The 23,942-nt window shown below is 63.6% G+C and carries 26 protein-coding genes; 11 read left to right on the top strand and 15 right to left on the bottom strand.

The genetic code is table 11. The features are described from left to right. Positions 1 to 22 precede the first annotated feature (22 nt). From modA to modC, 3 genes are read left to right on the top strand one after another with little or no spacing between them, the layout of a single operon-like run. On the top strand, positions 23 to 754 hold the full coding sequence (gene modA, locus AB2B41_RS06885; RefSeq protein ID WP_367877026.1) for a molybdate ABC transporter substrate-binding protein: 732 nt from the start codon (positions 23 to 25) through the stop codon (positions 752 to 754). Next, the gene (gene modB / locus AB2B41_RS06880; protein WP_367877025.1) at positions 751 to 1,440 is read left to right on the top strand and encodes a molybdate ABC transporter permease subunit; all 690 of its coding nucleotides are present in this window, start codon (positions 751 to 753) and stop codon (positions 1,438 to 1,440) included. The genes modA and modB overlap by 4 nt, the downstream gene beginning before the upstream one ends. Next, the gene (gene modC / locus AB2B41_RS06875) at positions 1,437 to 2,525 is read left to right on the top strand and encodes a molybdenum ABC transporter ATP-binding protein (RefSeq protein ID WP_367877024.1); all 1,089 of its coding nucleotides are present in this window, start codon (positions 1,437 to 1,439) and stop codon (positions 2,523 to 2,525) included. The genes modB and modC overlap by 4 nt, the downstream gene beginning before the upstream one ends. On the opposite strand, the gene AB2B41_RS06870 is transcribed toward modC, so the two are convergent. Next, the gene (locus tag AB2B41_RS06870) at positions 2,522 to 3,289 is read right to left on the bottom strand and encodes an EcsC family protein (protein ID WP_367877023.1); all 768 of its coding nucleotides are present in this window, start codon (positions 3,287 to 3,289) and stop codon (positions 2,522 to 2,524) included. The two genes, modC and AB2B41_RS06870, sit on opposite strands and share 4 nt — an antisense overlap. Before the next feature lie 48 nt (positions 3,290 to 3,337). Next, positions 3,338 to 3,826, bottom strand: coding sequence for a GNAT family N-acetyltransferase (locus AB2B41_RS06865; RefSeq protein ID WP_367877022.1), 489 nt, complete (start codon positions 3,824 to 3,826; stop codon positions 3,338 to 3,340). Positions 3,827 to 3,905: 79 nt separating this feature from the next. Here AB2B41_RS06865 and AB2B41_RS06860 point away from each other — a divergent pair, with 79 nt between their 5' ends. Beyond that, positions 3,906 to 4,511, top strand: a complete 606-nt coding sequence (locus tag AB2B41_RS06860; RefSeq protein WP_367877021.1) for a flavin reductase family protein — start codon at positions 3,906 to 3,908, stop codon at positions 4,509 to 4,511. Positions 4,512 to 4,554: 43 nt separating this feature from the next. On the opposite strand, the gene AB2B41_RS06855 is transcribed toward AB2B41_RS06860, so the two are convergent. Then, the gene (locus AB2B41_RS06855; RefSeq protein WP_367877020.1) at positions 4,555 to 6,216 is read right to left on the bottom strand and encodes a SulP family inorganic anion transporter; all 1,662 of its coding nucleotides are present in this window, start codon (positions 6,214 to 6,216) and stop codon (positions 4,555 to 4,557) included. Positions 6,217 to 6,366: 150 nt separating this feature from the next. Then, a complete protein-coding gene (locus tag AB2B41_RS06850) occupies positions 6,367 to 6,978 on the bottom strand; it encodes a hypothetical protein (protein ID WP_367877019.1) in 612 nt (203 codons plus the stop codon). Between the two features lie 104 nt (positions 6,979 to 7,082). On the opposite strand from AB2B41_RS06850, the gene AB2B41_RS06845 reads away from it, so the two are divergent. From AB2B41_RS06845 to AB2B41_RS06830, 4 genes are all read left to right on the top strand, one after another. Next, positions 7,083 to 7,964, top strand: a complete 882-nt coding sequence (locus tag AB2B41_RS06845) for an S-methyl-5'-thioadenosine phosphorylase (RefSeq protein ID WP_367877018.1) — start codon at positions 7,083 to 7,085, stop codon at positions 7,962 to 7,964. A gap of 72 nt (positions 7,965 to 8,036) precedes the next feature. After that, entirely contained in the window at positions 8,037 to 8,657 is a 621-nt protein-coding gene (locus tag AB2B41_RS06840) for a LysE family translocator (RefSeq protein WP_367877017.1), read from the top strand. Next, positions 8,654 to 9,184: an adenine phosphoribosyltransferase gene (locus AB2B41_RS06835; protein ID WP_367877016.1), complete on the top strand. Its 531-nt coding sequence runs from the start codon at positions 8,654 to 8,656 to the stop codon at positions 9,182 to 9,184. The genes AB2B41_RS06840 and AB2B41_RS06835 overlap by 4 nt, the downstream gene beginning before the upstream one ends. Before the next feature lie 40 nt (positions 9,185 to 9,224). Continuing rightward, positions 9,225 to 10,499: a Glu/Leu/Phe/Val family dehydrogenase gene (locus AB2B41_RS06830; protein ID WP_367877015.1), complete on the top strand. Its 1,275-nt coding sequence runs from the start codon at positions 9,225 to 9,227 to the stop codon at positions 10,497 to 10,499. 146 nt (positions 10,500 to 10,645) lie between these two features. Here the strand turns inward: AB2B41_RS06830 and AB2B41_RS06825 are convergent, their stop codons facing one another. Together AB2B41_RS06825 and AB2B41_RS06820 are read right to left on the bottom strand one after the other, a co-directional pair. Continuing rightward, positions 10,646 to 12,067 (bottom strand): FAD-binding oxidoreductase, encoded by a 1,422-nt coding sequence (locus tag AB2B41_RS06825; RefSeq protein WP_367877014.1) that lies wholly within the window; start codon positions 12,065 to 12,067, stop codon positions 10,646 to 10,648. 39 nt (positions 12,068 to 12,106) lie between these two features. Then, positions 12,107 to 12,925, bottom strand: coding sequence for an MBL fold metallo-hydrolase (locus AB2B41_RS06820; RefSeq protein ID WP_367877013.1), 819 nt, complete (start codon positions 12,923 to 12,925; stop codon positions 12,107 to 12,109). 140 nt (positions 12,926 to 13,065) lie between these two features. Here AB2B41_RS06820 and AB2B41_RS06815 point away from each other — a divergent pair, with 140 nt between their 5' ends. Together AB2B41_RS06815 and AB2B41_RS06810 are read left to right on the top strand one after the other, a co-directional pair. Then, positions 13,066 to 14,382, top strand: a complete 1,317-nt coding sequence (locus AB2B41_RS06815) for a serine hydroxymethyltransferase (protein WP_367877012.1) — start codon at positions 13,066 to 13,068, stop codon at positions 14,380 to 14,382. 130 nt (positions 14,383 to 14,512) lie between these two features. Further along, positions 14,513 to 14,722: a hypothetical protein gene (locus tag AB2B41_RS06810; protein ID WP_367877011.1), complete on the top strand. Its 210-nt coding sequence runs from the start codon at positions 14,513 to 14,515 to the stop codon at positions 14,720 to 14,722. A gap of 6 nt (positions 14,723 to 14,728) precedes the next feature. On the opposite strand, the gene AB2B41_RS06805 is transcribed toward AB2B41_RS06810, so the two are convergent. The 9 genes from AB2B41_RS06805 to coxB all read right to left on the bottom strand — a co-directional run bounded on the left by AB2B41_RS06805 (position 14,729) and on the right by coxB (position 22,302). Continuing rightward, on the bottom strand, positions 14,729 to 15,313 hold the full coding sequence (locus AB2B41_RS06805) for a GNAT family N-acetyltransferase (protein ID WP_367877010.1): 585 nt from the start codon (positions 15,311 to 15,313) through the stop codon (positions 14,729 to 14,731). Next, positions 15,313 to 16,575, bottom strand: coding sequence for a M16 family metallopeptidase (locus AB2B41_RS06800; RefSeq protein WP_367877009.1), 1,263 nt, complete (start codon positions 16,573 to 16,575; stop codon positions 15,313 to 15,315). Before AB2B41_RS06800 ends, AB2B41_RS06805 begins: the two co-directional genes overlap by 1 nt. After that, entirely contained in the window at positions 16,572 to 17,960 is a 1,389-nt protein-coding gene (gene thrC / locus AB2B41_RS06795; RefSeq protein WP_367877008.1) for a threonine synthase, read from the bottom strand. The genes AB2B41_RS06800 and thrC overlap by 4 nt, the downstream gene beginning before the upstream one ends. A 4-nt stretch (positions 17,961 to 17,964) precedes the next feature. Then, positions 17,965 to 18,645: an SURF1 family protein gene (locus AB2B41_RS06790; protein WP_367877007.1), complete on the bottom strand. Its 681-nt coding sequence runs from the start codon at positions 18,643 to 18,645 to the stop codon at positions 17,965 to 17,967. 111 nt (positions 18,646 to 18,756) lie between these two features. After that, on the bottom strand, positions 18,757 to 19,569 hold the full coding sequence (locus AB2B41_RS06785; protein WP_367877006.1) for a cytochrome c oxidase subunit 3: 813 nt from the start codon (positions 19,567 to 19,569) through the stop codon (positions 18,757 to 18,759). Between the two features lie 23 nt (positions 19,570 to 19,592). After that, complete coding sequence (locus AB2B41_RS06780; RefSeq protein ID WP_367877005.1) at positions 19,593 to 20,168, bottom strand: cytochrome c oxidase assembly protein; 576 nt, start codon at positions 20,166 to 20,168, stop codon at positions 19,593 to 19,595. Continuing rightward, a complete protein-coding gene (locus AB2B41_RS06775; protein ID WP_367877004.1) occupies positions 20,168 to 20,353 on the bottom strand; it encodes a cytochrome C oxidase assembly protein in 186 nt (61 codons plus the stop codon). Before AB2B41_RS06775 ends, AB2B41_RS06780 begins: the two co-directional genes overlap by 1 nt. Next, the gene (gene cyoE, locus AB2B41_RS06770; protein ID WP_367877003.1) at positions 20,353 to 21,288 is read right to left on the bottom strand and encodes a heme o synthase; all 936 of its coding nucleotides are present in this window, start codon (positions 21,286 to 21,288) and stop codon (positions 20,353 to 20,355) included. The genes AB2B41_RS06775 and cyoE overlap by 1 nt, the downstream gene beginning before the upstream one ends. 90 nt (positions 21,289 to 21,378) lie before the next feature. Then, positions 21,379 to 22,302 carry a cytochrome c oxidase subunit II gene (gene coxB, locus AB2B41_RS06765; RefSeq protein WP_367877002.1) on the bottom strand — a complete coding sequence of 308 codons (924 nt, stop codon included), beginning with the start codon at positions 22,300 to 22,302 and terminating at the stop codon, positions 21,379 to 21,381. Between the two features lie 176 nt (positions 22,303 to 22,478). Between coxB and tldD the strand changes: the two genes are divergently transcribed. After that, positions 22,479 to 23,900 carry a metalloprotease TldD gene (gene tldD / locus AB2B41_RS06760; protein ID WP_367877001.1) on the top strand — a complete coding sequence of 474 codons (1,422 nt, stop codon included), beginning with the start codon at positions 22,479 to 22,481 and terminating at the stop codon, positions 23,898 to 23,900. The last annotated feature ends 42 nt before the right edge of the window (positions 23,901 to 23,942 follow it).

Here is a 23,942-nt window from a genome sequence, read left to right as displayed (position 1 = left end):
TGCATGGCTAATAGTGCGCCCAATGAAATTCTTTGCCGCCTTCCTGTTCTGCCTTTTTGCCGCCCTGCCCACGCTGGCCGCGGCGCAGGACCGCGTGACCGTCTTTGCCGCAGCCAGCCTGCGCGGCGCGCTGGAAGAGATCGCGGCCGACTTTACTGGCGATGTCAGTCTGTCTTTCGGTGGCTCCGGGACCATGGCGCGCCAGATCGCTGCGGGGGCCCCGGCCGACGTGGTGGTGCTGGCCAGCACGCTCTGGATGGATTGGTTGGTGGCAGAGGGTACCGCGATATCCGCGGGGCCGGAGGCCGTGGCTTCGAACGCGCTGGTGGTGATAGGGGCGGCCGATGCGGCACCCCTTGAGAGCCCGGACGCGCTGGCCGAACGTCTGGGGACGGACCGCCTTGCCATGGGCCATCGCACGGCGGTGCCCGCAGGCACCTATGCCCGGCAGTGGCTGGAGTTCGCAGGGCTCTGGGAGACCTTGGAGGACCGGCTGGCGGAAACCGACAACGTGCGTGCGGCTCTGGCCTTCGTGGCGCGGGGGGCGGCACCCTTCGGCATTGTCTATGCCTCCGACGCTGCCGCCGAACCGGCAGTGCAGGTCCTTTGGAGGGTAGACCCCGCCGCGCATGACCCCATCCTCTATCCCGCCGCTGCCCTGACCCCCGCGGGCGTCGCCTTTTTCGACGCGCTCCTGACCCCGGACGCCGAAAAAACCTTCGCTGTCCACGGTTTTGCCCCGGTGGACCGGTGAGCGCCGACGCCGCTGCCTGGGAGGCGCTGCGCCTCTCGCTCTGGGTGGCCTGCTGGGCCACGCTGCTGGCCGTCCCGCTGGCGCTCTGGGTCGCCTGGCTGCTTGCCCGACGGGAGTTTTGGGGCAAGAGCGTGGTCAGCGCACTGGTGCATTTGCCACTGGTCCTGCCACCCGTTGTCACGGGCTACATGCTGCTAATTGCCTTCGGACGTGACGCACCGCTGGGTCGCGCGCTTGAGCAGATCGGCATCACGCTCGCCTTTCACTGGAGCGGCGCGGTTCTGGCCGCGATCATCATGGGCTTTCCGCTTATGGTGCGCGCCATGCGCCTCGCCATCGAGGCGGTCGATCCAAAGCTGGAAGAGGCCGCCGAGACCCTCGGTGCCCCGCGTATCGCGATCTTCGGCCGGGTCACGCTGCCTCTGATCGCTCCGGGCATTCTGGCGGGCGCGGTCATGGGCTTTGCCAAGGCCATGGGGGAATTCGGGGCGACGATCACCTTCGTCGCCAACATCCCCGGACAGACCCAGACCCTGCCCAGCGCGATCTGGGCGGCACTGCAGATACCGGGCGGCGAAGGGCAGGCTGTCGCGATGGTGACCATGGCAACCGTCGTCGCCCTGGGGGCAGTCCTGATTTCCGAGGCCCTCGCCCGCCGGGTCGCGGCGCGGATCGCGGGCACATGACGCTCGATCTGCATATCCGGCACCGTTTCGGGGAGTTCGGCCTTGATGTGGCCTTTGCCACCGGCCCCGGGATAACCGCGCTTTTCGGACGCTCCGGCGCGGGCAAGACGACGGTGATCAACGCCGTCGCGGGGCTGCTGCGCCCCGATGCAGGCCACGTGCGTTTTGATGGCGAAAGCCTCTTCGACAGCGTGGCGAAGGCCTTCACCCCTCCTGCCGCGCGGCGCTTCGGCTATGTCTTTCAGGACGCGCGGCTTTTCCCGCATCTTAGCGTGCGGGACAACCTGACTTTCGGCGCGCGCTATGCTCCGAAGAACAGCACAGGGGCCGTCCTCGATGATGTGGTCGCACTGTTGGGATTGGAGCACCTGCTGACCCGCGCGCCCGCCCGGCTTTCGGGCGGCGAGAAACAACGCGTGGCCCTAGGCCGCGCGCTCCTCAGCAGGCCACGCATGCTGCTGATGGACGAACCGCTCGCCAGCCTCGACGGGCCGCGCAAGCAGGAAATCCTGCCCTATCTCGAGCGCCTGCGCGACGGCCCGCTACGCCTGCCGATTCTCTACGTCAGCCACGCCGTAGACGAAATCGCGCGGCTGGCCGACACGCTGGTGCTCTTGCGGGATGGGCGGGTTCAGGCGCAGGGATCGCTCTACGAGGTGATGGCCGATCCGGCCGCTGTCCCCTTGCTTGGGGTGCGAGAGGCGGGCGCGGTGATAGAGGCGCGGGTGGTCGAATTGGCAGGCGACGGGCTGACACGGCTGGAAATCAGCGCGGGTGCGCTTCACCTTCCCGGCGTTCAGGCCGAGGTCGGCACCTCGGTCCGGCTGCGCGTTTTGGCGCAGGATGTACTGCTGTCCCTGAAACCGCCCGAGGGGCTGTCGGCGATCAACGTTTTGCCTGTCACCGTCGAGACGATCCACCCGGGTGACGGCCCAGGAGCTGCGATTGGATTGCGCGCTGGAAGTGATCGGTTGCTTTCGCGGATCACGCGCCGCGCGGTTGCCGACCTCGGGTTGCGCCCGGGCATGAAATGCTACGCGGTTCTCAAAGCGACCAGCGTCGCCCCCAGCAGCATCGGGCGCTAGCTGCGCACAGTCGGGCGGCCCATGCGCTCGCCCAGAAGAACCACCAGTTCGCGGTGCGGCACGTCCGCCTCTATGGCCAGCTTGCGCAGGCCGAAATGCACATGCGCCATGTCCTGATAATAGCTGGTGTAGGCGTAATTCGTCGCAGCCCCTGCCATCGCGCCCAGCACCGGCACCGCCTGCGCGGCAAGCTTTTGACCCAGCACCACCGCAAGCTTGGGCGCGATCTTGTGAATGACCGCCTGCATCGCCTTTCCCGACAGCGCCACGCGGGCCGAGAGAAAGCCCAGATCGGTGCCGTCATCGCCTGACAAGGGACCCGCGGCGGAAAAGACCTGAACGCAGTCGAACTGCACGTTCTCCGCATCCGGATCAAAGCCATGTTCAACCGCCACGCCCTGGATCACGCGCAGCAGCAGCGTCGTGGTCACCGGAAGCTCTGCCAGCGCCGTAGGCAGGCCACCAGCCCCGCCGGCGGCACCGAGGGCAGTCGTGACCGCCTGGTTCAGCCAGCTTTTCTGGTCCGGGACAAAAGACCGGCTCGAATGCGCCGCGCGCATCGCCTGATTGAGCGCAGCGACGGTGGCGGTTTCAAGGTTTTGGCGAATGCCCTTGGGCAATTGGTCTATCAGGTTCTCGGCCGAACCGCCGATCACGTTCAACACCGAAATGCCGACCCCGCCCGCGCCCTTGTAGCGCCGGGCAAGCGTGTCGAGCCTTGCCTCGACGTCGATTTCTGCTGGCAAGACCGTTTCGATATCCATCGCCGCATCCTTTCGTTTCCTCAGATGTGGGGAATGGCGCGCTGCAAATCAATCCGTCCAGCGGCGAACCTCACCTTCGATGCCTTCCCATGATCCCGGCGTCAACTCGCGCCCCAGAACCCGGTCGGGGTTCGTTGGGGGTGGCATGATCACATTCTCAAGCTTTTCGAACCCGAAGCGGCTGTAATAGGGGGCGTCCCCCACCAGCATCACGCGATCCCAGCCCATGGGTGCCGCGTGCCGCAGGCTTTCCTCGATCAACAGACGGCCCAAACCCTCGCCCTGCCGGGTCGGGTGCACGGCCACCGGCCCGAGCAGCAGCGCCTCATGCTCTCCGATCCGGATCGGCCAGTAACGGATCGCCCCTGCCAGGATGCCCGCGTCATCGCGCGCCACGTGGCTCAGCCCTTCAACTGGCAGGATACCGTCGCGCAGCCGGTAGGACGACAGCATCTCGCGCCCAGGCGCGAAGCACAGATCGTAAAGCGCCTCGACCTCCCAATAATCTGCAGGTGTCTCGGGCTTCAGGTGGTACAATTCGGGCGCTTTCTGGTTTGCGGTGGCATCTGCCCTATCATGGGGTTAGCCATGGGTGCAAACCAACAAAGGACCGAACATGTTCTACCGTCCCTCCGAAGGCCACGGCCTGCCGCACAATCCCTTCAATGCCATCGTCACGCCGCGCCCCATCGGCTGGATCTCCAGCCGGGACAAGGCGGGGCATAACAACCTCGCACCCTATTCGTTCTTCAATGCCGTGGCCTATGTGCCGCCGCAGGTGATGTTCGCCTCGACCGGGACAAAGGCGGATGTGGACGGCACCAAGGACAGCGTCGCCAACATCCGCGAGACGGGGGAGTTTTGTGTGAACGTGGTGGAATACGCCGCGCGGGATGTAATGAACGCCTCGTCGGCGACGCTGCCACACGATGTGGATGAGTTCGAACATGCCGGTGTTGAAAAGGCGGAATGCGAGTTGATCAACTGCGCCCGCGTGGCGAATGCACCCGCGAATTTCGAGTGCAAGGTCACGCAGATCGTCCGGCTTGAGGGCGAGGCGAATTTCGCCGTCTTCGGCGAGGTGATCGGCGTACATATGCGCGACGACTGCATCGTGAACGGGCGGTTCGACGTGACCACCTTCCAGCCGCTGTCGCGCATGGGCTACCGGGACTACACTGTCGTGCGCGAAGTGTTCGAGCTGCTGCGTCCGGACGATTGAAGACGCGGCAGGGTGCACCTGATACCGACCCTGCCCGGCGGTCTCAATGCCCGCCCAGCACCCCGGTGCGCACCTGGTAATTCACCGCGATCCCGTATTCCGGGTCATCATCGCTGTCGACCATCAACTGCTCCGCCTTGCTGAGCAGACGGTGGCAGTCCCGGCTCAGATGAAGTAGCTCAAGCCGCTTGCCCGCCTCCTCGTATTTGCCGGCAACCGCCTCGATGGCCTGCAACGCGGATTGGTCCACGACGCGACTGTCGGCGAAGTCCACCACGACGCGGGTCGGATCGCCCACCACGTCGAACAGCTCAACAAAACCGTCGGTGGAGCCAAAGAAGAGCGGCCCTTGCACCTGGTAGACTTTCGCGCCTTCGGGTGTCTCATATGTCTTGGCATGGATGCGCCGCGCGTTGTTCCAGGCGTAAGCCAGGGCCGAGACGATCACGCCCACGACCACGGCGACAGCGAGGTCCTTGTAGACCGTCACAACCGTCACCAGCAGGATCACGAAAGCGTCGGTCAGGGGCACCTTGCGCAGAATGCGAAAAGAGTTCCAGGCGAAGGTGCCGATGACCACCATGAACATCACGCCTACCAGTGCCGCGAGCGGGATCTGTTCGATCAGCGGCGCACCGACGAGGATGAAGAGCAGCAGGAACACCGCCGCCGCGATCCCGGCGACACGCGTGCGGCCGCCGGATTTCACGTTGATCATGGATTGCCCGATCATCGCACAGCCGCCCATGCCGCCGAAGAAGCCGGTGACGGTATTGGCCACGCCCTGCGCCACGCATTCCTGGCTCGCCCCGCCTCGGGTGTTGGTGATGTCGCCGACAAGGTTCAGGGTCAGCAGGGATTCGATGAGCCCGATCGCCGCGAGGATCACCGCGTAGGGCAGGATGATCCAGAACGTCTCGAGCGTGAGGGGCGCGAGCGGCGTGCCATAAAGACCCATGCCTTCGCCGAAGGGGATATGGATCATCGGGAAGCCGCCTTCGATGGAGGCCAGATCGCCCACGCGTGGCACGTCGAGGCCCGCAAAGATCACCACCGCCGCGACGATCCCGATGCCAGCGAGCGGTGCGGGAATGGCGCGCGTGATGCGCGGCATGACCCAGATGATCGCCATGGTCGCGGCCACCAGAGCCAGCATCAGATAGAGCGGTGCGCCCGAGAGCCACTCACCGCCGCCCATGCCGTGCCCGGTATTCTCGATGGTACCCGGCATCTTGAACTGGCTGAGTTGCGCAAGGAAGATCACGATGGCGAGGCCATTGACGAAACCCAGCATCACCGGGTGCGGCACCAGCCGGATGAATTTGCCCCACTGCATGAAGCCCGCGAATATCTGCAAGAGCCCCATCAGGATCACCGTGGCGAAGAGGTATTCGACCCCGTGCTGCGCCACCAGCGCCACCATGACCACGGCCAGCGCACCGGTCGCGCCCGAGATCATGCCGGGGCGACCGCCGATCAGCGCCGTGATCAGACCAACGAGGAAGGCGGCGTAAAGCCCCACCAGCGGATGCACCCCGGCCACGAAGGCAAAGGCCACCGCCTCGGGCACCAGCGCCAGCGCGACAGTGAGCCCCGACAAAAGCTCGATCCGCAAGCGGCCTGCTGACATCCCCTCTTCGGGGATCCAGCGCAGGTCCGTGACATCGAGGTTCTTGGTGAAACTATGAAAAATGGAGCGTGCCATGGGCATCCTTCGCGAGACGCAAATGCTGGGGAATGTGCCCGAAGGGGCCGTTGGCGCGGTCGCTATACGGTTTCGCCCCGGATGCCAAGGGCGACGGGCCGGTGTTTTGCGGGGGATTTTCGGGAAACGCGGGGTCAGCGGTGCAGATAATCAGTCGTCGTAGCCGTCATCTGCTTCGAAGAAATAGAGCACGATGATCCAGTTCACGAAGTATCGCAGTACCAGCATGCCGAAGGACAGCATAGCCGCAAAGGCGAACTGGCCTGCGAAATGCCAGACCGTAAGCAGCGTCATCGCGCCAAGGAGGATGCCCATCGCCTCTAATTGTACCGCACGGGGCAAGGATGGTTCGCTCGACGTCCATGTGCCGACCATCATCGGAAGCATATCGGGTCTCCGCGTCGCACCAAGATAGAGCACCGCGGCATGAAATGAAAAGTAGAGCACCGCCAGCGTAACGGTGAACGCGGCCGAGCCATAGGCTGCAAGGCAAAAGAGCCCGAAGGCGATCAGCGCCAGAAGCACGGTTGCCTCGCGCGGGGCTGCGGCAAAGACCCGCTGGAACCTGTCGCTTGAAACATTCTTGGCGAACGAGAGGGCCAGATGTACCGCAAAGGCCAAGGCCAGCGGGTCGATGGCGGAGCCCAGCAAGACCGGACGAAACTCCTGTGCCGCAAGGAACGTCCCGAAGGACAGGGTGGCCCAGATCATCGCCTCAGGCGCGATGGGCGGGACGTAGCGGTATGTGGACCAGGGGCTCATGCCCTTGGCCTGACACGCGTTTTTGGCAAGCTTGGGGAGAAATCGGGGCTTTTCACGCTTCCTTGCGCGGGGCAGAGTGCGGCGCAAAAGGGGAGACAAGCAGCATGACAGCGACGAAGATTGCCGTGATCGGCGGCTCGGGGCTTTACCAGATCGACGGGCTGGCGGATGCCGATTGGGTGACGGTGGAGACGCCTTGGGGGGCGCCGTCGGACCAGATCCTGACCGGCACGCTTGATGGGATCCAGATGGCCTTCCTGCCACGCCATGGGCGCGGGCATGTGCACAGCCCCACCTCCGTGCCCTACCGCGCCAACATCGACGCGCTGAAACGGTTGGGCTGTACCGACGTGATCTCGGTCTCGGCTTCTGGATCATTCCGGGAGGAGATGGCGCCGGGTGATTTCGTCATCGTCGATCAGTTCATCGACCGCACCTTCGCGCGCGAGAAATCGTTCTTTGGCACGGGCTGTGTTGCGCATGTGAGCGTCGCCCATCCCATCTGCCCGCGTCTTGGAGACGCTTGCGAGACGGCCGCCAAGGACGCAGGGGTCAAGGTGCACCGCGGCGGCACCTATCTGGCCATGGAGGGGCCGCAGTTCTCCACCTTGGCGGAATCGAAGATGTACCGTGAAAGCTGGGGCGCGGATGTGATCGGCATGACGAACATGCCCGAGGCGAAACTCGCCCGCGAGGCCGAGCTTTGTTATGCCTCCATCGCAATGATCACCGATTACGACAGCTGGCACCCCGATCACGGCGAGGTGGACGTGGCGCAGATCATCGCGACGCTGATGGGCAATGCAGATAAGGGGCGTGATCTGGTCAGCCGCCTGCCCAAGTTGCTTGGGACCGAACGAGCCCCCTGCCCCCATGGCTGCGACCGGGCGCTGGAGTACGCGGTCCTCACCGCGCCCGAGGCCCGTGATCCGGCGCTGGTGGCAAAGCTGGATGCGGTGGCGGGACGGGTGTTGTCCGCACCGTGAACTTTGAGCAATGCAAGGGTTGCAAAGCCCGGTGCAAACAGTCTTTGCTGGCTCAGTAGAATGGAGATGCCAATGCCTTTCGACCTCTGGCTTGCCTTCGTGGCGGCTTCCACCGCGCTTCTGCTGATCCCCGGCCCCACCGTCCTGCTGGTCCTGAGCTATGCGCTGAGCAAAGGACGCTCGGTCGCCGTGGCTTCTGCCGCAGGCGTCGCGGTTGGTGATTTCGCTGCGATGAGCCTGTCACTGGCAGGTCTGGGGGCGCTGGTCCTGACGTCGGCCACGCTATTCACCGCGCTGAAATGGATCGGCGCGGCCTATCTGGTCTGGCTGGGGATCAAGCTGATCCGGTCCGCGCCTTCGGGCGGCTTGTCCCTGCCGAGGGGTGCTGAGCGGCAGGTCTTTGGCCATGCAGCGGCGGTGACGGCGCTCAACCCCAAGTCCATCGCCTTCTTCATCGCCTTCGTGCCGCAGTTTATCCGACCGGATGCGCCCCTGATGCCGCAGTTCGCGATCCTGATCGCGACCTTCGTGGCCCTCGCCGCCGTCAATGCATTCGCCTACGCGCTCGCGGCTGACCGGCTGCGCCGCGTGATCTCGCGCCCCTCCATCATCACCTGGATCACCCGCGCGGGCGGCGGCGCGCTGATCTGTATGGGCATTCTCACTGCCAGCCTGCGCCGGAGCACGACATGAAGAAAGTCGAAGACTACATCCGCACCATCGTCGATTTCCCCCACGAGGGGATCATGTTCCGCGACGTGACCACGCTTTTCGCCGATGCGCGGGGGTTCCGCATGGCGATCGACCAGATGCTGCATCCCTATGCAGGATTGGAGATCGACAAGGTCGTGGGGCTGGAAGCGCGCGGTTTCATCCTCGGCGGGGCCATCGCGCATCAGTTGTCGGTGGGTTTCGTGCCGATCCGCAAGAAAGGCAAGCTGCCTGGCACCACGATCAGCCAGGAATACAAACTGGAATACGGCGAGGCGATTGTAGAAATCCATGACGATGCCATTCAGGCGGGGGAGAAAGTGCTCGTGGTTGACGATCTGCTGGCCACGGGCGGCACGGCGGAGGCGGGGATCAAGCTGATCGAACGTTTGGGGGGCGAGATCGTGTCCTGCGCCTTCATCATCGACCTGCCGGACCTCGGCGGGCGCAAGAAGCTGGAAGCGATGGGGATGGATGTCCACGCGCTTTGCGCATTTGACGGATTGTAACGCGCACTAGGTTTCCGGGGGACCGATAAAGGAGCCCCCGATGGCGAAAGACAGCAGTACCCCCGTTCTCGACCAAGCGCTTGACCGCCTCGACCTCGCGGATGACGCGCGCAAGATGTTGCGCAACCCGCACAAGCGGATCGAGATGTCGGTGCCGATCCGGCGCGATGACGGGACCCTCGCGGTCTTTCCGGCATGGCGGGTGCAGTACAACAACGTGCTGGGTCCCACGAAGGGTGGCGTGAGGTTTCATCCGGGCGTGAACCTTGAGGAAACGACCGAGCTTGCCCGCTGGATGACGATCAAATGCGCGCTGATGGACCTGCCCTTCGGCGGTGGCAAGGGTGGTGTGCAGGTCGACCCCAAGGAGCTGTCGCGGCAGGAACTGGAGCGGCTCGCCCGCTCCTACATCCGAGAATTGCACGATCTGATGGGTCCGGACACGGATATCCCTGCCCCTGACGTCAACACCAACCCGCGTATCATGGGCTGGATGGCCGATGAATACGACCAGATCGCTCGGGCCAAGGCGCCCGCGGCGATTACCGGCAAGCCACTGCCGCTGGGGGGCTCCGAGGGCCGCGTGGCAGCGACCGGGCAAGGCGCGCTCTATGTGCTGCAGGAATGGGCAGGGCGGCAGGAAAAGGCCCCCAAGGACGTGACCGTTGCGGTTCAAGGGTTTGGGAACGCGGGGGCCTATTTCGCCATGCTGGCGCATGAGGCGGGGTTCAAGATCGTTGCCGTGTCGGACTCGCGCGGTGCCATCCATGCGGAGGGTGGCTTTGACCCCCGCCCGATCCACGAGGAAAAGGAAAAGGGCAAATCGCTCGACAAGGTCTATAGCGACACTTCCGTCGTCGATGCGGACGGGCATGAGGAGCTTGACCCGGATGACCTGCTGAAAATCGATGTCGATGTGCTGGCGCTTGCGGCCCTTCAGGACGCAGTGACGGAGGATAACGTTGGCGATGTACAGGCCAAGGTGATCCTTGAGATTGCGAATGGTCCTGTAAGCCCGACCGCCGATGACGCGCTCTTTGACCGTGGCGTGACTGTGTTGCCCGATGTGCTGGTCAACGCGGGCGGTGTAACGGTCAGCTATTACGAGTGGGTGCAGGGCCGCACCGGGGATCGCTGGAGCGAGGAGGAGGTGCGCGACCGGCTGAAGACGCGTTTCGAGAAGGTCGCACCGGACTGCTTTGAGCGGGCGGAAACAGACGGCACTTCCATGCGGCAGGCGGCCTACGCGCTGGCGGTGGAACGGATTTCCCAGGCAATCGAGAGCCGTGGGGATTCGTGCTATTTCAAGGGGTGATATCCGGTCCGCGCTTCGTGCGGCAATCGCTCCTGTGGAGCGATTGAGGGTATCACGGGCGGAGCCCCGGCGGGTTTTGATGGATAGTGCATGACCATCGAAAGGATTGAGATGCCAGGGGCCTCAGTGCAGTGGTCCCAACCCCATTAATCCACTGCTCGCACAACCGCGCCGGGGTTCATGATCCCCAGGGGATCAAGCGCCGCCTTGATCGCCCGGATCGCCAAAAGCTTTGCCGGATCGCCATAGCGCTCAAGATCGTCGACCTTGAGTCGGCCGATGCCGTGCTCAGCACTAATAGAGCCCCCGAGTTCATCGACAAGATCATGGATTGCGCGTTTGATCGCCGGGCGCTGGTTCTCGTGATCGGCGCGCGTTTTGCCGGGCACAGGGAAGACGTTGTAGTGCAGGTTCCCGTCGCCTACGTGGCCGAAACAGTTGATGCGGAATTCGCCGATCCCCGCCAGTATCTCCCCGCCCCTTCCAATGAATTCCGGGATCGCGCCAAGTGGCACCGAAATGTCGTGGCTCGACACCGATCCGATGCGGCGGTTGGCTTCCGGCAGCATCTCCCGGATGTGCCAGAATTCATCTGACTGCTGTTGGTTCTGGGCCACCAGCCCGTCCTCGACCAAGCCGGCCTCCAGCGCCGAAGCGAACAGCGTCTCGAGGCTTTCTGCCGGGTCCAGATCGCCGCTGAGGCCGACGTCGATCAGGACCGTCCACTCGGGCGGTGCGGCGAAGGGTTGACGAACGTCCGGCAACTGCTCGGTCAGGAACTCGAAGCCCCGCCGGTGCATCAGCTCGAAAGCGCTGATCATCTCGCCAAGCTGATCACGGGCCAGCGAAAGCAGTTCCAGCGCCGCTTTCGGACTTTGCACAGACAGCAGGGCCGTGCCCATTTTCGCGGGTTTCGCGAACAGCTTCAGCGCAGCGGCAGTGATGATACCAAGGGTCCCCTCGGCCCCGATCAGCAGGTGCCGCAGATCATAGCCCGTGTTGTTCTTGCGCAGCCGCGTGAGCCCGTGCCAGATCTGCCCGTCCGGCAGCACCGCTTCCAACCCGAGGCAGAGGTCACGCGCGTTGCCATAGCGCAGCACGCCCGTGCCACCTGCATTGGTGGCAAGGTTTCCTCCGATCCGCGCGCTGCCCTCAGCCGCCAGCGACAGGGGGAACAGCCGGTCCACCGCGTCGGCGGCTGCCTGCACGTCGGCAAGGATCACCCCTGCCTCTGCAATCAGGACGTTTTCCCCGGGGAAAACCGCACGAACCTTGTTCATCCTCTCAAGCGAGAGGATCAGCGGTGCGGGTCCTTCGGAATATATCTGACCTCCCACCAGCCCGGTGCCCCCGCCGTAGGGCACGACGCCCACGCGCGCGGCTGCGGCGTGCCGGATCAGTGTCGCGACCTCTTGCGTGGTTCTTGGAAGGGCCAGAAGCGCATCCTGTCCCGCGTACCGACCACGCGGCTCTTCAAGGTAACGGGGTTCGATCGGACGGAATATGTCTTCCGGCAACTCGGTGATCAGGCGGTCGCGAAAGGCGGTGTCGGCGGAGTTGAGTGTCATGCGATGTTGATCTGCCGGAACTTGCCAGGATGCAAGACGTTATCGCGCCACGTTCAGATAGGCGGGCTGCAGCACCATGATGGTCGGTCGCGATGGCAGACGGTCGAGCGAGACAGTCAGCGACGGGCCGCCCACATCGACGATTGTAAACTCGTCCCGCATGCCTTCTAGGAAATCCTCAAGCGCGAAGCCCGAGAACCAGTGCATCGGGATCACGATGGAAGACTTCAGACGTTTGAGCACAGAGATCATTGTCGGAAGGTCGAGGGTATAGCCGCCATCGACGGGTGCCATGACCACGTCGACACGGCCGAGCGCCGCATATTGCCCCTCGTCCGGTTCGTGATGCAGATGGCCAAGGTGGCCGACGCAGAGGCCCGCCATCTCGAAGATAAAGATCGAATTGCCCTTTTCTTCAACACCGGAAAAGGCCGAGCGGATGTCGGTCGACACATTCCGTACCAGCACCTCTCCCAGATCGAGGCGATGCTCGATCCCCTCGCCGAAATCGCCCCAGCCGGGCAGGACATGGGGGATCGCCGGGTCCGGAAAGGACGTCCAGTGGGTGTCATGGGCATGGTTCATCGTGACCACGTCGGGGATCAGCGGCAGCGTCCCGGTAAAGCCGGTGTAATCCGTCACCATGTTCAGTCCGCCGTGGCTTCGGATCAGAAAGGAGGCATGGGCGATGTAGTGGATGTAGACGTTCTCGGCAGCCACGTCCGCCAGGCTGGCCTTGGTCAGATATTCCACGCCCGGCGTGGCCTCGGCCAGTGCGATGCAATGGCTGGGGGTGCGTTCCTGCGCCATGCCCAGCGCAGGCAGGAATAGCCCAAAGACGAATGCGATACGGAACATCGGCGGGACCTCCCTTTCCTCTTGCTCCGAATTTAGCACGTGATGCGCAGAGGTCATGAGAAATGACGTCTTTGTGCATTGGATGTTTGCAAACCTGCCCGTTCAGGCATCAATTGTGATCAAAGACAGGGAGATTTCAGATGCTACAGGAACGCGCATGGGTGCCGGGCAAGAGCGAAGACCGCGTGCAAGAGATCGCACGCTGGACCGGGGTGCAGGACAGCGATGCCATCGCCCAGAGGATCGCGGCGCTTGCCGAGGAGAACCGCGACATTCACGAGCGCGCGTGCTTCAACCTCAACCCTGCCACCAATGTCATGTCACCGCGCGCCGAGGCGATCCTGTCGAGCGGCATCGGTACGCGGCCTTCGCTGGGGTATCCCGGTGACAAGTACGAAATGGGGCTCGAGGCCATCGAGGAGATCGAGGTCATCGCCGCTGCGCTTTGCGCGCAGGTCTTTGACGCGCACTTTGCGGAAATACGCGTGCCCTCCGGCGCGCTCGCCAATCTTTTCGGGTTCATGGCCACCTGCAATCCGGGTGACACGATCATCGCGCCGCCCGCTTCGGTCGGGGGCCATGTGACGCACCATACGGCAGGGTGCGCGGGACTTTTCGGCCTGAAGACCGTGGCCGCGCCCGTGGATGCGGATGGTTATACGATCGACATCGTCGGGCTGCGGTCACTGGCACAGGATGTTCATCCAAGGCTCATCACCGTCGGTGCCTCGCTCAACCTTTTCGAACACCCGGTGGCCGCAGTGCGTGACATCGCCGACGCGGTGGGCGCGAAGGTCCTCTTTGACGCCGCGCATCAGTGCGGGATCATCGCGGGCCGGGCCTGGCGCAACCCGCTGGCCGAGGGCGCGCACCTGATGACCATGAGCACCTACAAAAGCCTCGGTGGTCCGGCGGGCGGTCTGATCGTGACCAACGATGCCGATATGGCAGAACGGCTGGATGCCATCGCCTTTCCCGGCATGACGGCGAATTTCGATGCTGCGAAATCGGCGGCACTGGCGCTGACCATGCTCGACTGGGTGGATCACGGCACGGCTTACGCAGCCAAGATGATCGAGGTTGCGCAAGCGCTTGCCCAGGCACTGGCCGACCGGGACCTGCCGGTTTTTGCTGCAGATCGCGGTTTCACACGGTCGCATCAGCTCGCCATCGAGGCTGCCCGATTTGGCGGCGGTCAGGCGGCGTCGAAAACATTGCGCAAGGCTGGCTTCCTCGCCTGCGGAATCGGACTTCCTCTGCCCGAAGTGCCCGGCGACATGAACGGCCTGCGGATCGGCACGCCGGAGTTGGTGCGTTGGGGCGTAGATGTGGAACATGTGCCGGAGATTGCCGCGCTGATCGCCGAGGCGCTGACGACCGATGCGCCGGAGGCGCTTGCCCCCCGGACGCGGGCGCTGCGCGAGCGCTTTCAGACGCTGCATTTCGTCGGCGGGTAAGCGGCCCGGCACCGGGAATCCACCCAAATTTGACCCAGCACGGGCAAGGCGGTATTCTTGCCCATGCCAGCACCATCGTGCACAGCCATTGGCATCAGGGACGAACAGACCACTCCAAGGAGAGCGTCCCATGCCTGATGATCGTCCGCCCGGAAACACACGCAACCGCATCAGCCTTTGCCCTGAGCGTATCCCGCAGTTCGGCGGCCAGATGCGTTCTGATCGCCGATTGTTCGAGATGATCAACGTGCTCAATCGGCAGCTCATGCAGATGCCGCATCGCACCCGCGAGACCTCCGAGGAAGCCTTGCAGCGGCTCGGGTTCCTGCGCCGCGACTAGAAAGGATCAGCCCGCGTCGGTCTTGCCCCGCCGGTCGCTGCGCAACGCAGCATAGAGGACATGGGTGCGCCAGCGCCCGTCGATCTGCAGATAGCTCTGTGCGACCCCCTCGTATTTGAACCCGGTCTTTTCAAGCAGGCCGCGCGAGGCCTTGTTCTCGGGCAGGCAGGCGGCCTCAATCCGGCTGAGGTCGTGGCGGGTGAAAGCCTGGTGCACGACGGCGAGGATGGCCTCGCGCATGTAGCCCTGCCGGATGAAGGGCTGCCCGGTCCAGTAGCCGAGCGTGCCCGATTGCGCGGGGCCCCTGCGGATGTTGTCGAGCGTGATTGCGCCGAGAAGCGCATCATCCTCGCGTCGGATCAGGAACAGCGGTAACGCCGTTCCCGCGCTGACAGAGCGCTGCGCCCAGTAAACCCGGTTGGTGAAAGCCTTGCGCGTCAGGTGATCCTCGGCCCAGGCAGGTTCCCACGGGGTGAGGAAGTCCCGGCTTTTGACCCGCAGCGCGGTCCAGGCGCGGAAATCGGAATGGATCGGCGGGCGCAGGGTCATCCGCTCCGTCTCGATCCGCAATTTCCGTCTGAGCAAGATCATCAGGCGGCGCGGCGCTCCTGCAGATCGCCAAGCCCCGGCGCTGCCTCGACAGGACCATAGAGTGCAAGGGCGGCGGGCGCGGCCTCGGCCATGCGCTGCGCGAGGTCGCGTACGTCGCCGGTGGTCACCGCGTCGATCTTCTCGATGGTCTCCGACAGCGGCGGAATACGGTCCCAGATCTGCATCAGACGTGCAAGCCGTTCGGCGCGGTTCGAGGGGCTCTCAAGCCCCATCAGCAGACCCGCCTTCATCTGTGCGCGGGCCCGTGCGACTTCGGCGGGGGACATGTCTGAGGCTGCCCGCTTCATTTCGTCGATCGTGATGGTGGCAAGTTCCGGCAGCTGACCGCCGGAAGTGCCCGCGTAGATCGTCATCATGCCGGTATCGGCATAGGCACCGATCTGCGCAAAGATCGAATAACACAATCCGCGGTTTTCACGGATTTCCTGGAACAGCCGCGAAGACATGCCGCCGCCAAGGGCGGAGGCGTAGATCTGGGCGACGTAGAAATCCTCGGCCCGATAGCCCCCGGTTTCGAACCCAAGCGCGAAATGCGCCTGCTCCAGCGCTTTCACCTGCCGCGTCTCACCGCCGAGGAAGCGCGCGGGCAAGACCTCGTGCGAGGGTTTGGGCGTCATGTCTCCGAACAGGTCCTCGGCCATTCTAACGATCTCATCGTGATCGACCGCACCGGCCGCCGCGAGGATCATCTGGCCGGGTCCGTAATGCTCTGAAATGAAGCTCTGCAAATCCTCCCGGTCGAACCGCGAGACCTGCTCGGAAGGCCCGAGGATCGTGCGGCCGAGCGGCTGGTCGGGATAGGCCTGTTCCTGGAGCCAGTCGAAGATCACGTCGTCGGGCGTATCGAGCGCCTGCCCGATCTCCTGCAGGATCACCCCACGTTCCACCTCGATCTCGCCGGGGTCCAGCGTAGGATTGCGCAGGATGTCGGCGATCACGTCGAGACCCAAAGCCACGTCGTTCTCCAGCACCCGGGCGTAATAGGCCGTCACCTCGCGCGAGGTATAGGCGTTGATATAGCCGCCCACGTCCTCGATGGCCTCGGCGATTTGCAGGGCGCTGCGGCGCTTGGTGCCCTTGAACGCCATGTGTTCAAGGAAATGCGCGATGCCGTTCTGCTGCGGCCGTTCGTGACGCCCGCCGGCAGACACCCATACGCCGATGGAGGCCGAGGCGAGACCCGGCATGTGTTCCGTGACGATGCGCAGACCGTTCGACAGGCGATGCTGTTCAAGGCTCATAGGGCGAGCGTCTCCTTGATATGGGTCTTGAGCGCCGCAAGGTCATTGGGCAGACGGGTCAGCCGCTCCTCGCGGTCGAAAAGGTCGGCCATGCGGGCAGGCAACGGCGGCCGGATGCCGGTGGCCGCCTCGACGGCATCGGGGAACTTCGCCGGATGCGCCGTTGCGAGCGTGATCATCGGCACCGCCTCTTCGCGCCGCTCGTCGGCCACTTTGACACCCACTGCGGAGTGGGGGCAAAGAAGCTCGCCAGTCTCGGCCAGGGCCTTGGTGATTGTGGCCGAGGTTTCCGCTTCGGACGCACGGCCCGAGCTGTAGTTTTCGCGCAGCGCCTCCATCGCCCCCTGGCTGACGTCAAAGCCGCCTTCTGCCAGCTCCGCCATGAGCTGGGCCACCGCCCCGCCATCGCGTCCGTAGGCCTCGAAAAGGGCGCGTTCGAAATTCGAGCTGACCTGGATATCCATCGATGGGCTGATCGAGGCGTGAACCGTCCCCTTGCGATACCCCTGCCCTTTCATGCAGCGATCGAGGATGTCGTTCTGGTTCGTCGCGATCACGAGATCGCGCACCGGCAGGCCCATGCGTTTGGCGATGTAGCCTGCGAAGATGTCGCCGAAGTTGCCGGTTGGCACTGTGAAACTGATCTCGCGATGCGGTGCCCCGAGCGAGACAGCGGAGGAGAAATAGTAAACCACCTGCGCCAGCACCCGCCCCCAGTTGATCGAGTTCACACCCGCCAATTTCACGCCATCGCGGAATTCGAAGTCGTTGAACATGTCCTTGAGCCGCGCCTGGCAGTCGTCGAAATCCCCGTCGATGGCGAGCGCGTGCACATTGCTTTCGGTGGGCGTGGTCATCTGGCGACGCTGCACCTCGCTCACCCGTCCGTGGGGGTAGAGAATGAAGACGTCGACGTTGTCGAGCCCCCGGAATGCTTCGATGGCCGCCGAACCGGTATCGCCGGAGGTCGCACCGACGATGGTCACCCGTTCACCCTTGCGGCCCAGTGCCTTCTGAAACATCTGGCCGATAAGCTGCATGGCGAAATCCTTGAAGGCCAGCGTCGGCCCATGGAAAAGCTCAAGCAGGAAGTGGTTGGGCGCGAGCTGTACCAGCGGCGCGCGAGCGGCGTGGCCGAAGGGGGCGTAGGCGGCGGCGATCAGTTCGCGAAATTCGGTGTCGGTGAAGGTGGCGCCAATGAAGGGGCGCATGACGGTATAGGCCACGTCTTCGTAGGATTGCCCCGCCATGGCGGCAATCTCATCGGTGCTCAGCGTCGGAATATGCTCGGGCACATAGAGCCCCCCGTCGCGCGCCAGGCCGGTCAGCATCGTGTCTTCGAAAGTCAGGACGGGCGCTTGGCCACGGGTTGATACGTACTGCATGAATTCAGCCTTTGGCAGTCTGGCCGCGGCGGCGGCGAAGGAGGAACAGAAGCGTCATGGCCAGCCAGATCGTGGCCAGTGAAAACCAGGTGATCGCGTACTGCAGGTGATCGTTGGGAATGCGGCTGGTGTCCACGGGAAAAGGCGTGACATCGGTCTCGGCGGGCGAAAGTTGCCGCGCGACCACGAGGATGGGCCGCGTTCCGAGGTTTTCCGCCAGGGCGGGCACATCGCGCGCGAACCAGATATTGTTTTGAGCGTCCGGTTCGGGGGTGAAACTGTCGGTCTCCTGCGGCCACTGCAGGTTCCCGATTACCGTCACCGTCCCCTCCGGCAGTACCGCGGTCTCGCGCGCGGTCGGCAGGAACCCCCTGTCAACGAGAACCGGTCCGCCCTCTGTCTGGAACGCCGTGATCAGGCGGTAGCCGGCGCCAAGCGTCTTCTGGGAAACAAGGATGCGCCGGGTTTCGCCAATGAATTGCCCTGTGACGGTCACCGGCAGGTAGGCATCAACTTCAGGGTCAGGGCTTGCGGGCAGCGCAACGGGCGCAGCCACGATCCGTGCCTCGATATCGGCGATCACGCCTTCCTTCCACGCGAGGCGCTGAACCTGCCAGACGCCGAGTGCCACCAGGATGGCGGCACCGCCCAAGCCGATCAGGATGAGGAAAAGCGCGCGTTTCATGCTGCGGTTCCGACGTCAAAGAAAAAGCGCGCGAAGCCCTGTTCGCGCGCTTGGGGTTTTCGGGGATCGGGTGGGCAGATGCAACCCTGCATCCGCGCGCCCTTTCAGGCATTAGTGCGAAGGCACGCCCCAGATGTAGACGGCGAAGAACAGGAAGAGCCAAACCACATCGACGAAGTGCCAGTACCAGGCGGCGGCCTCGAAGCCGACGTGCTTCTCGGGTGTGAAATCGCCCCGCATCGCCCGCACCAGGCAGACGGTGAGGAAGATCGTCCCGATGATCACGTGCATCCCGTGGAAGCCCGTGGCCATGAAGAAGGCCGAGAAGAACGCGTCGCCGCCGAACACCCAGTCATGGTGCAGGATCAGCTCACCGTATTCGTAGGCCTGCAGCGCGGTGAAGGCGACGCCGAGGATGATCGAGATCGCAAGACCGTTGATCAGGTCCTTGCGGTTGTTCTCGTGCACCAGTGCGTGGTGGGCCCAGGTGACCGCACAGCCCGACAGCAGCAGGATCAGCGTGTTGATCAGCGGCAGGTGGAAAGGGTCGATGGGATCGAAGACGGGGGGCACATATTCCGAACCGATGTATTCATTCATCGGGTACATGGCCTGCTTGAAGAAGGTCCAGAACCACGCGACGAAGAACATCACCTCGGACATGATGAACAGGATGAAGCCGTAGCGCAGACCAATGCGCACCACGCCGGTATGATCGCCCACGCGGCTTTCGACCACCACGTCGCGCCACCAGCCGAACATCGTGTAGAGGACGGCGACGAAGCCGATCCAGAACATGAAGGGCGTGATGTCGTGCATCCAGAGCACGGCGCCAAACAGCATGACAAAGCCCGCAACCGCTCCGATCAGCGGCCAGGACGAGGGGTGCAGGATGTGATAGTCGTGATTTTTTGCGTGGGCCATGGTCTGCTGTCCCTTACCTTCTGTTAGTTCAGGTCTGTTGTTGCTGCCGGTTCGAGGGCTGCGTAGCCCTCGGGCAGATCGATTTCGTAGAATGTATATGAAAGCGTGATGGTGTGTACATACTGGCCATCACGGTCATCGACGATTTCGGGATCGACGTAGAAGCTGACCGGCATCTCGACGCGTTCGCCGGGGGCAAGCACCTGCTCCTGAAAGCAGAAACACTCGATCTTGTCGAAGAAGGCACCTGCCGTGTAGGGGGTCACGTTATAGCTGGCCTGCCCGGCGATGGGTCGGTTGGTCGGATTATAAGCTTCGTAAAAGGCCAACCCGGTTTCACCGATGCGCACTTCCATCTCGCGCACCACCGACTTGAATTCCCACGCCATACCGTTGTTCAGGGTGCCATCGAAGCGGATCTTGATGGTCTGGTCGAGAATTTCCGCATTCGCGGTCTCTACCTGTTCGGGCACGCCACCGAAACCGGTAACGCGGCAGAACCAGTCGTAGAAGGGCACGGACGCCCAGGCGAGGCCTCCCATCACCACGACGAGAGATACGGTTTGAGCGACAGTTTTTGCGGGTCCAGAAAGAGCCATCAGTTCGTTGCCTCCGATCCGGCGGCCGAGTTGGCTGTCCCCGGCGCGCGTGTGAAATCCGTTTCCGTGATCTTCACAAATGTCAGCAGCATGACCAAGATGACAAAACCGCCCAGCATCAGCCCCACACCCAGGTTGCGCCCGCGGCGGCGGCCATGGATCTCATGCTCGGTCCGAATACCCATTACCAGCCTCCCAGGCCGTAGGGCCGCAGCGTCGCCTCGATCAGGATCGCGCCGAAGTGCAGGAACAGGTAATAAAGCGAGAGGCGGAAGAACTTGCGCTCCACGAGGTAACTGTCGGCCTCAGCCATCACCTCGTCCCGCTGCCAGATGCGGTATGCACCGATCAGGAAGAGCGCGTTCAGGACAATGGCAAAAGACAGATAGATGTACCCGCCGATTGCGGTGAAACCGCTACCAACGGCAAGAACCGCGAGCAGCATCGTGTAGGCCATGATATGACGCCGGGTCGAGGGGCGGCCGTGGGTCACCGTCAGCATCGGCACATCGGCGTCGTCGTAATCGGAGCGCATGAACAGCGCCAGCGCCCAGAAATGCGGCGGGGTCCACATGAAGATCAGCGCGAACATCAGCCATGCCTCGACCGAGAAGCTGCCGGTTGCGATGATCCAGCCGATCACCGGCGGGAAGGCACCCGCCGCACCACCGATCACGATGTTCTGGGGCGTCGCGCGCTTGAGCCACATGGAATAGATCACGGCGTAGAAGAAGATGGTGAAGGCCAGCATCGCTGCAGCCAGCAGGTTGGCGCTGAGCGCCAGCATCATGACGCTGAGCCCGGAAAGCGCCACGCCAAGCGCCAGTGCCTCGCCCGGTTGCACCTTGCCTGCCGGGATCGGGCGCTTGGACGTGCGCCGCATCACCGCGTCGATGTCCGCATCCCACCACATGTTCAGCGCACCCGAGGCCCCTGCCCCGATGGCGACAAATAGTATCGAGGCGAAGCCGATCACCGGATGCACCGAAACCGGTGCGGCCAACATGCCCACAAGCGCCGTGAAGACGACAAGTTGCATCACGCGCGGTTTCAGGAGGGCGAAATAATCGCCCAGCTGCGCCTCATGCTCTCCGGCAGGTGTGTTGGTGATGTCGGTCATCCGGCACCTTTTTCGATGTGGAGGGTGGGCGATGCGCCCACCTTACGTGTCATGCGGTAAGGTGGGCGCATCGCCCACCCTTTGCCTGGTTCAGTTGGACGCGATCTGGATGGGCTGGGGAATACCCGCGTATTCCTCTTTCGCGGCGCCCAGCCATGCCTGGTATGCCTCTTCCGAGACCACCTTGACCGTGATCGGCATATAGGCATGCGCCTGGCCGCAAAGCTCGGAGCACTGTCCGAAATAGACGCCTTCCCTCTCGGCCTCAAACCAAAGTTCGGCCAAGCGGCCCGGCACGCCGTCCTGCTTCACGCCGAAGGCAGGGATAGTCCAGGAGTGGATCACGTCGGATGCCGTCACCTGCATCACGATGGTCTGGCCCACAGGCACGACCACAGCGGTATCGGTAGCCAGCAGCCACGCGTCGCGGTCGTATCCCGCCGCTTCCAGCTTTTCCTGCATCACCGGGCCGTACTGGTTCGCGACAGCGCCGCGCTCCTGCTCATCGGCGGTGATCGTCGCGGGGGCGCCGATCATATAGCTGTCAAAGGCAAAGCCTTCGTCCACGTATTCGTAGGACCAATACCACTGGTTGCCGATCACCTTGATCGTCACGTCCGCCTCGGGGATTTCCTGCTGGCGGAACAGAATTGGCAACGAGTAGGCACCGATCAGCACCAGAATGAGGATCGGCCCGACCGTCCAGGCCACTTCCACAGGGGTGTGATGCGTGAAAGACGCGGCATTCGGATTGCGCTTAGCGTTGTAGCGGATGATCACCCAGCCGATCAGTGCCACCACGAAAAGGGTGATCGCGGTGATGATCACGAGAATCAGCCAATCGAGGTCATGAATGTCCTGCGCGAGACGGGTCGCCGCGGGCTGGAAACCCATTTCGCCGTCGACCGGTTTGCCAATCACTTCAAGACCGTCAATGCGCAAATTGTCCTGTGCCATTGCGGGAAGCGCTGCAAGGCTTGCCATCACTGCACCGAGAGAGAAAAGATGTTTCATGTGTCGTCCTGATCTTGTGACCGATATTGGCTACGGTAGCACGGCTGGGAGACTCTCGCCGCCCGACCGTTGTCATTGGACTGCTTACAACCATATTCTACGGACAAGATAAAGACATTCGATTGCGTCAAACGGACGCGAAGCCCGATTTATCGGGCAAAAACAGGACATCCCCCATGACGATACAGCGATTTACGCCCTTCGAGACCGATCTGGACCGTGAAACAGCGCTTTCCGTACTGCGCGAGGCGGTGGCGGGCGCCGACGACGGTGAACTTTTCCTCGAACGTCGCAGGTCCGAGGCGCTGATGTTCGACGATGGTCGGCTGAAGACGGCGAGCTATGACGCCTCCGAGGGGTTTGGCCTGCGCGCGGTGCGCGGCGAAGTGGCGGGATATGCCCATTCCACCGAGATTTCCGAGAAGGCCCTGCGCCGCGCGTCCGAGACCGCGCGTCTGGCCGTGGGCGACGGCGGCGGCAGCTGGGCGGATGCCCCCGAGGGAACGAACAAGCGGCTTTACACCGATGCGGACCCCATCGAGGGGGCGAACTTTCCGGTGAAGGTCGAGACCCTGCGCGAGATCGACGCCTTCGTGCGCGGGCTGGACAGTCGCGTGGTGCAGGTGACGGCAAGCATTGCGGCAAGTCTGCAGGAAGTGGAGATTCTCAGGCCGGAAGGTGGGTCGGTGCGCGACGTGCGACCGATGACGCGGGTCAACGTCTCGGTCATCGTCGAAAAGGACGGGCGACGCGAAAGCGGCAGCGCGGGCGGCGGCGGGCGCGTTGGTCTCGATGGTTTGCTGGCGCCCGAGGATTGGCAGGCGAAGGCGCGCGAGGCATTGCGCATCGCCACCGTCAACCTCGAAGCTGTCCCGGCACCGGCGGGCGTGATGGACGTGGTGCTTGGCCCTGGCTGGCCCGGCATCCTGCTGCACGAGGCCATCGGCCACGGGCTGGAGGGCGATTTCAACCGCAAGGGCAGTTCCGCTTTCGCGGGTCTGATGGGGCAGCAGATCGCGGCGAAGGGCGTGACGGTACTGGACGACGGCACGATTCCGGACCGGCGCGGTTCGATCAGTGTGGATGACGAGGGCACGCCCTCGGCCAAGAACGTGCTGATCGAGGACGGCAAGCTGGTGGGCTACATGCAGGACCGGCAGAACGCACGGCTGATGGGTGTTCAGAGCACCGGCAACGGGCGGCGGCAGTCCTACGCGCATATCCCGATGCCGCGGATGACCAATACCTACATGCTGGGCGGCGAGGCCTCGCCCGAAGAGATCGTGGCAGAGCTGAAAGACGGGATTTATGCCGTGGGGTTCGGCGGCGGACAGGTCGACATTACCAACGGGAAGTTCGTTTTCTCCTGCACCGAAGCCTACCGGGTGAAGGACGGCAAGGTAGGCGCGCCCGTGAAGGGGGCGACGCTGATCGGCGACGGTGCGACCGCGTTGCAGAAGATTCGCGCCATCGGCAACGATCCGACGCTCGATCCCGGCATGGGCAACTGCGGCAAGCAGGGACAATGGGTCCCGGTGGGCGTGGGCCAGCCGACGCTGATGATCGGCGGGCTCACGGTGGGCGGATCGGCGACCTGAGGCACCCGAACGTCCGCGCGCCTCGCCTCTTCATTTCCTGTT

The organism is Sulfitobacter sediminis, assembly GCF_040811725.1.
Classification (GTDB): Bacteria; Pseudomonadota; Alphaproteobacteria; order Rhodobacterales; family Rhodobacteraceae; genus Sulfitobacter; species Sulfitobacter sediminis.
Note: the sequence above shows the minus strand (reverse complement) of the source record. Positions and strands in the feature narration are given on the sequence as shown.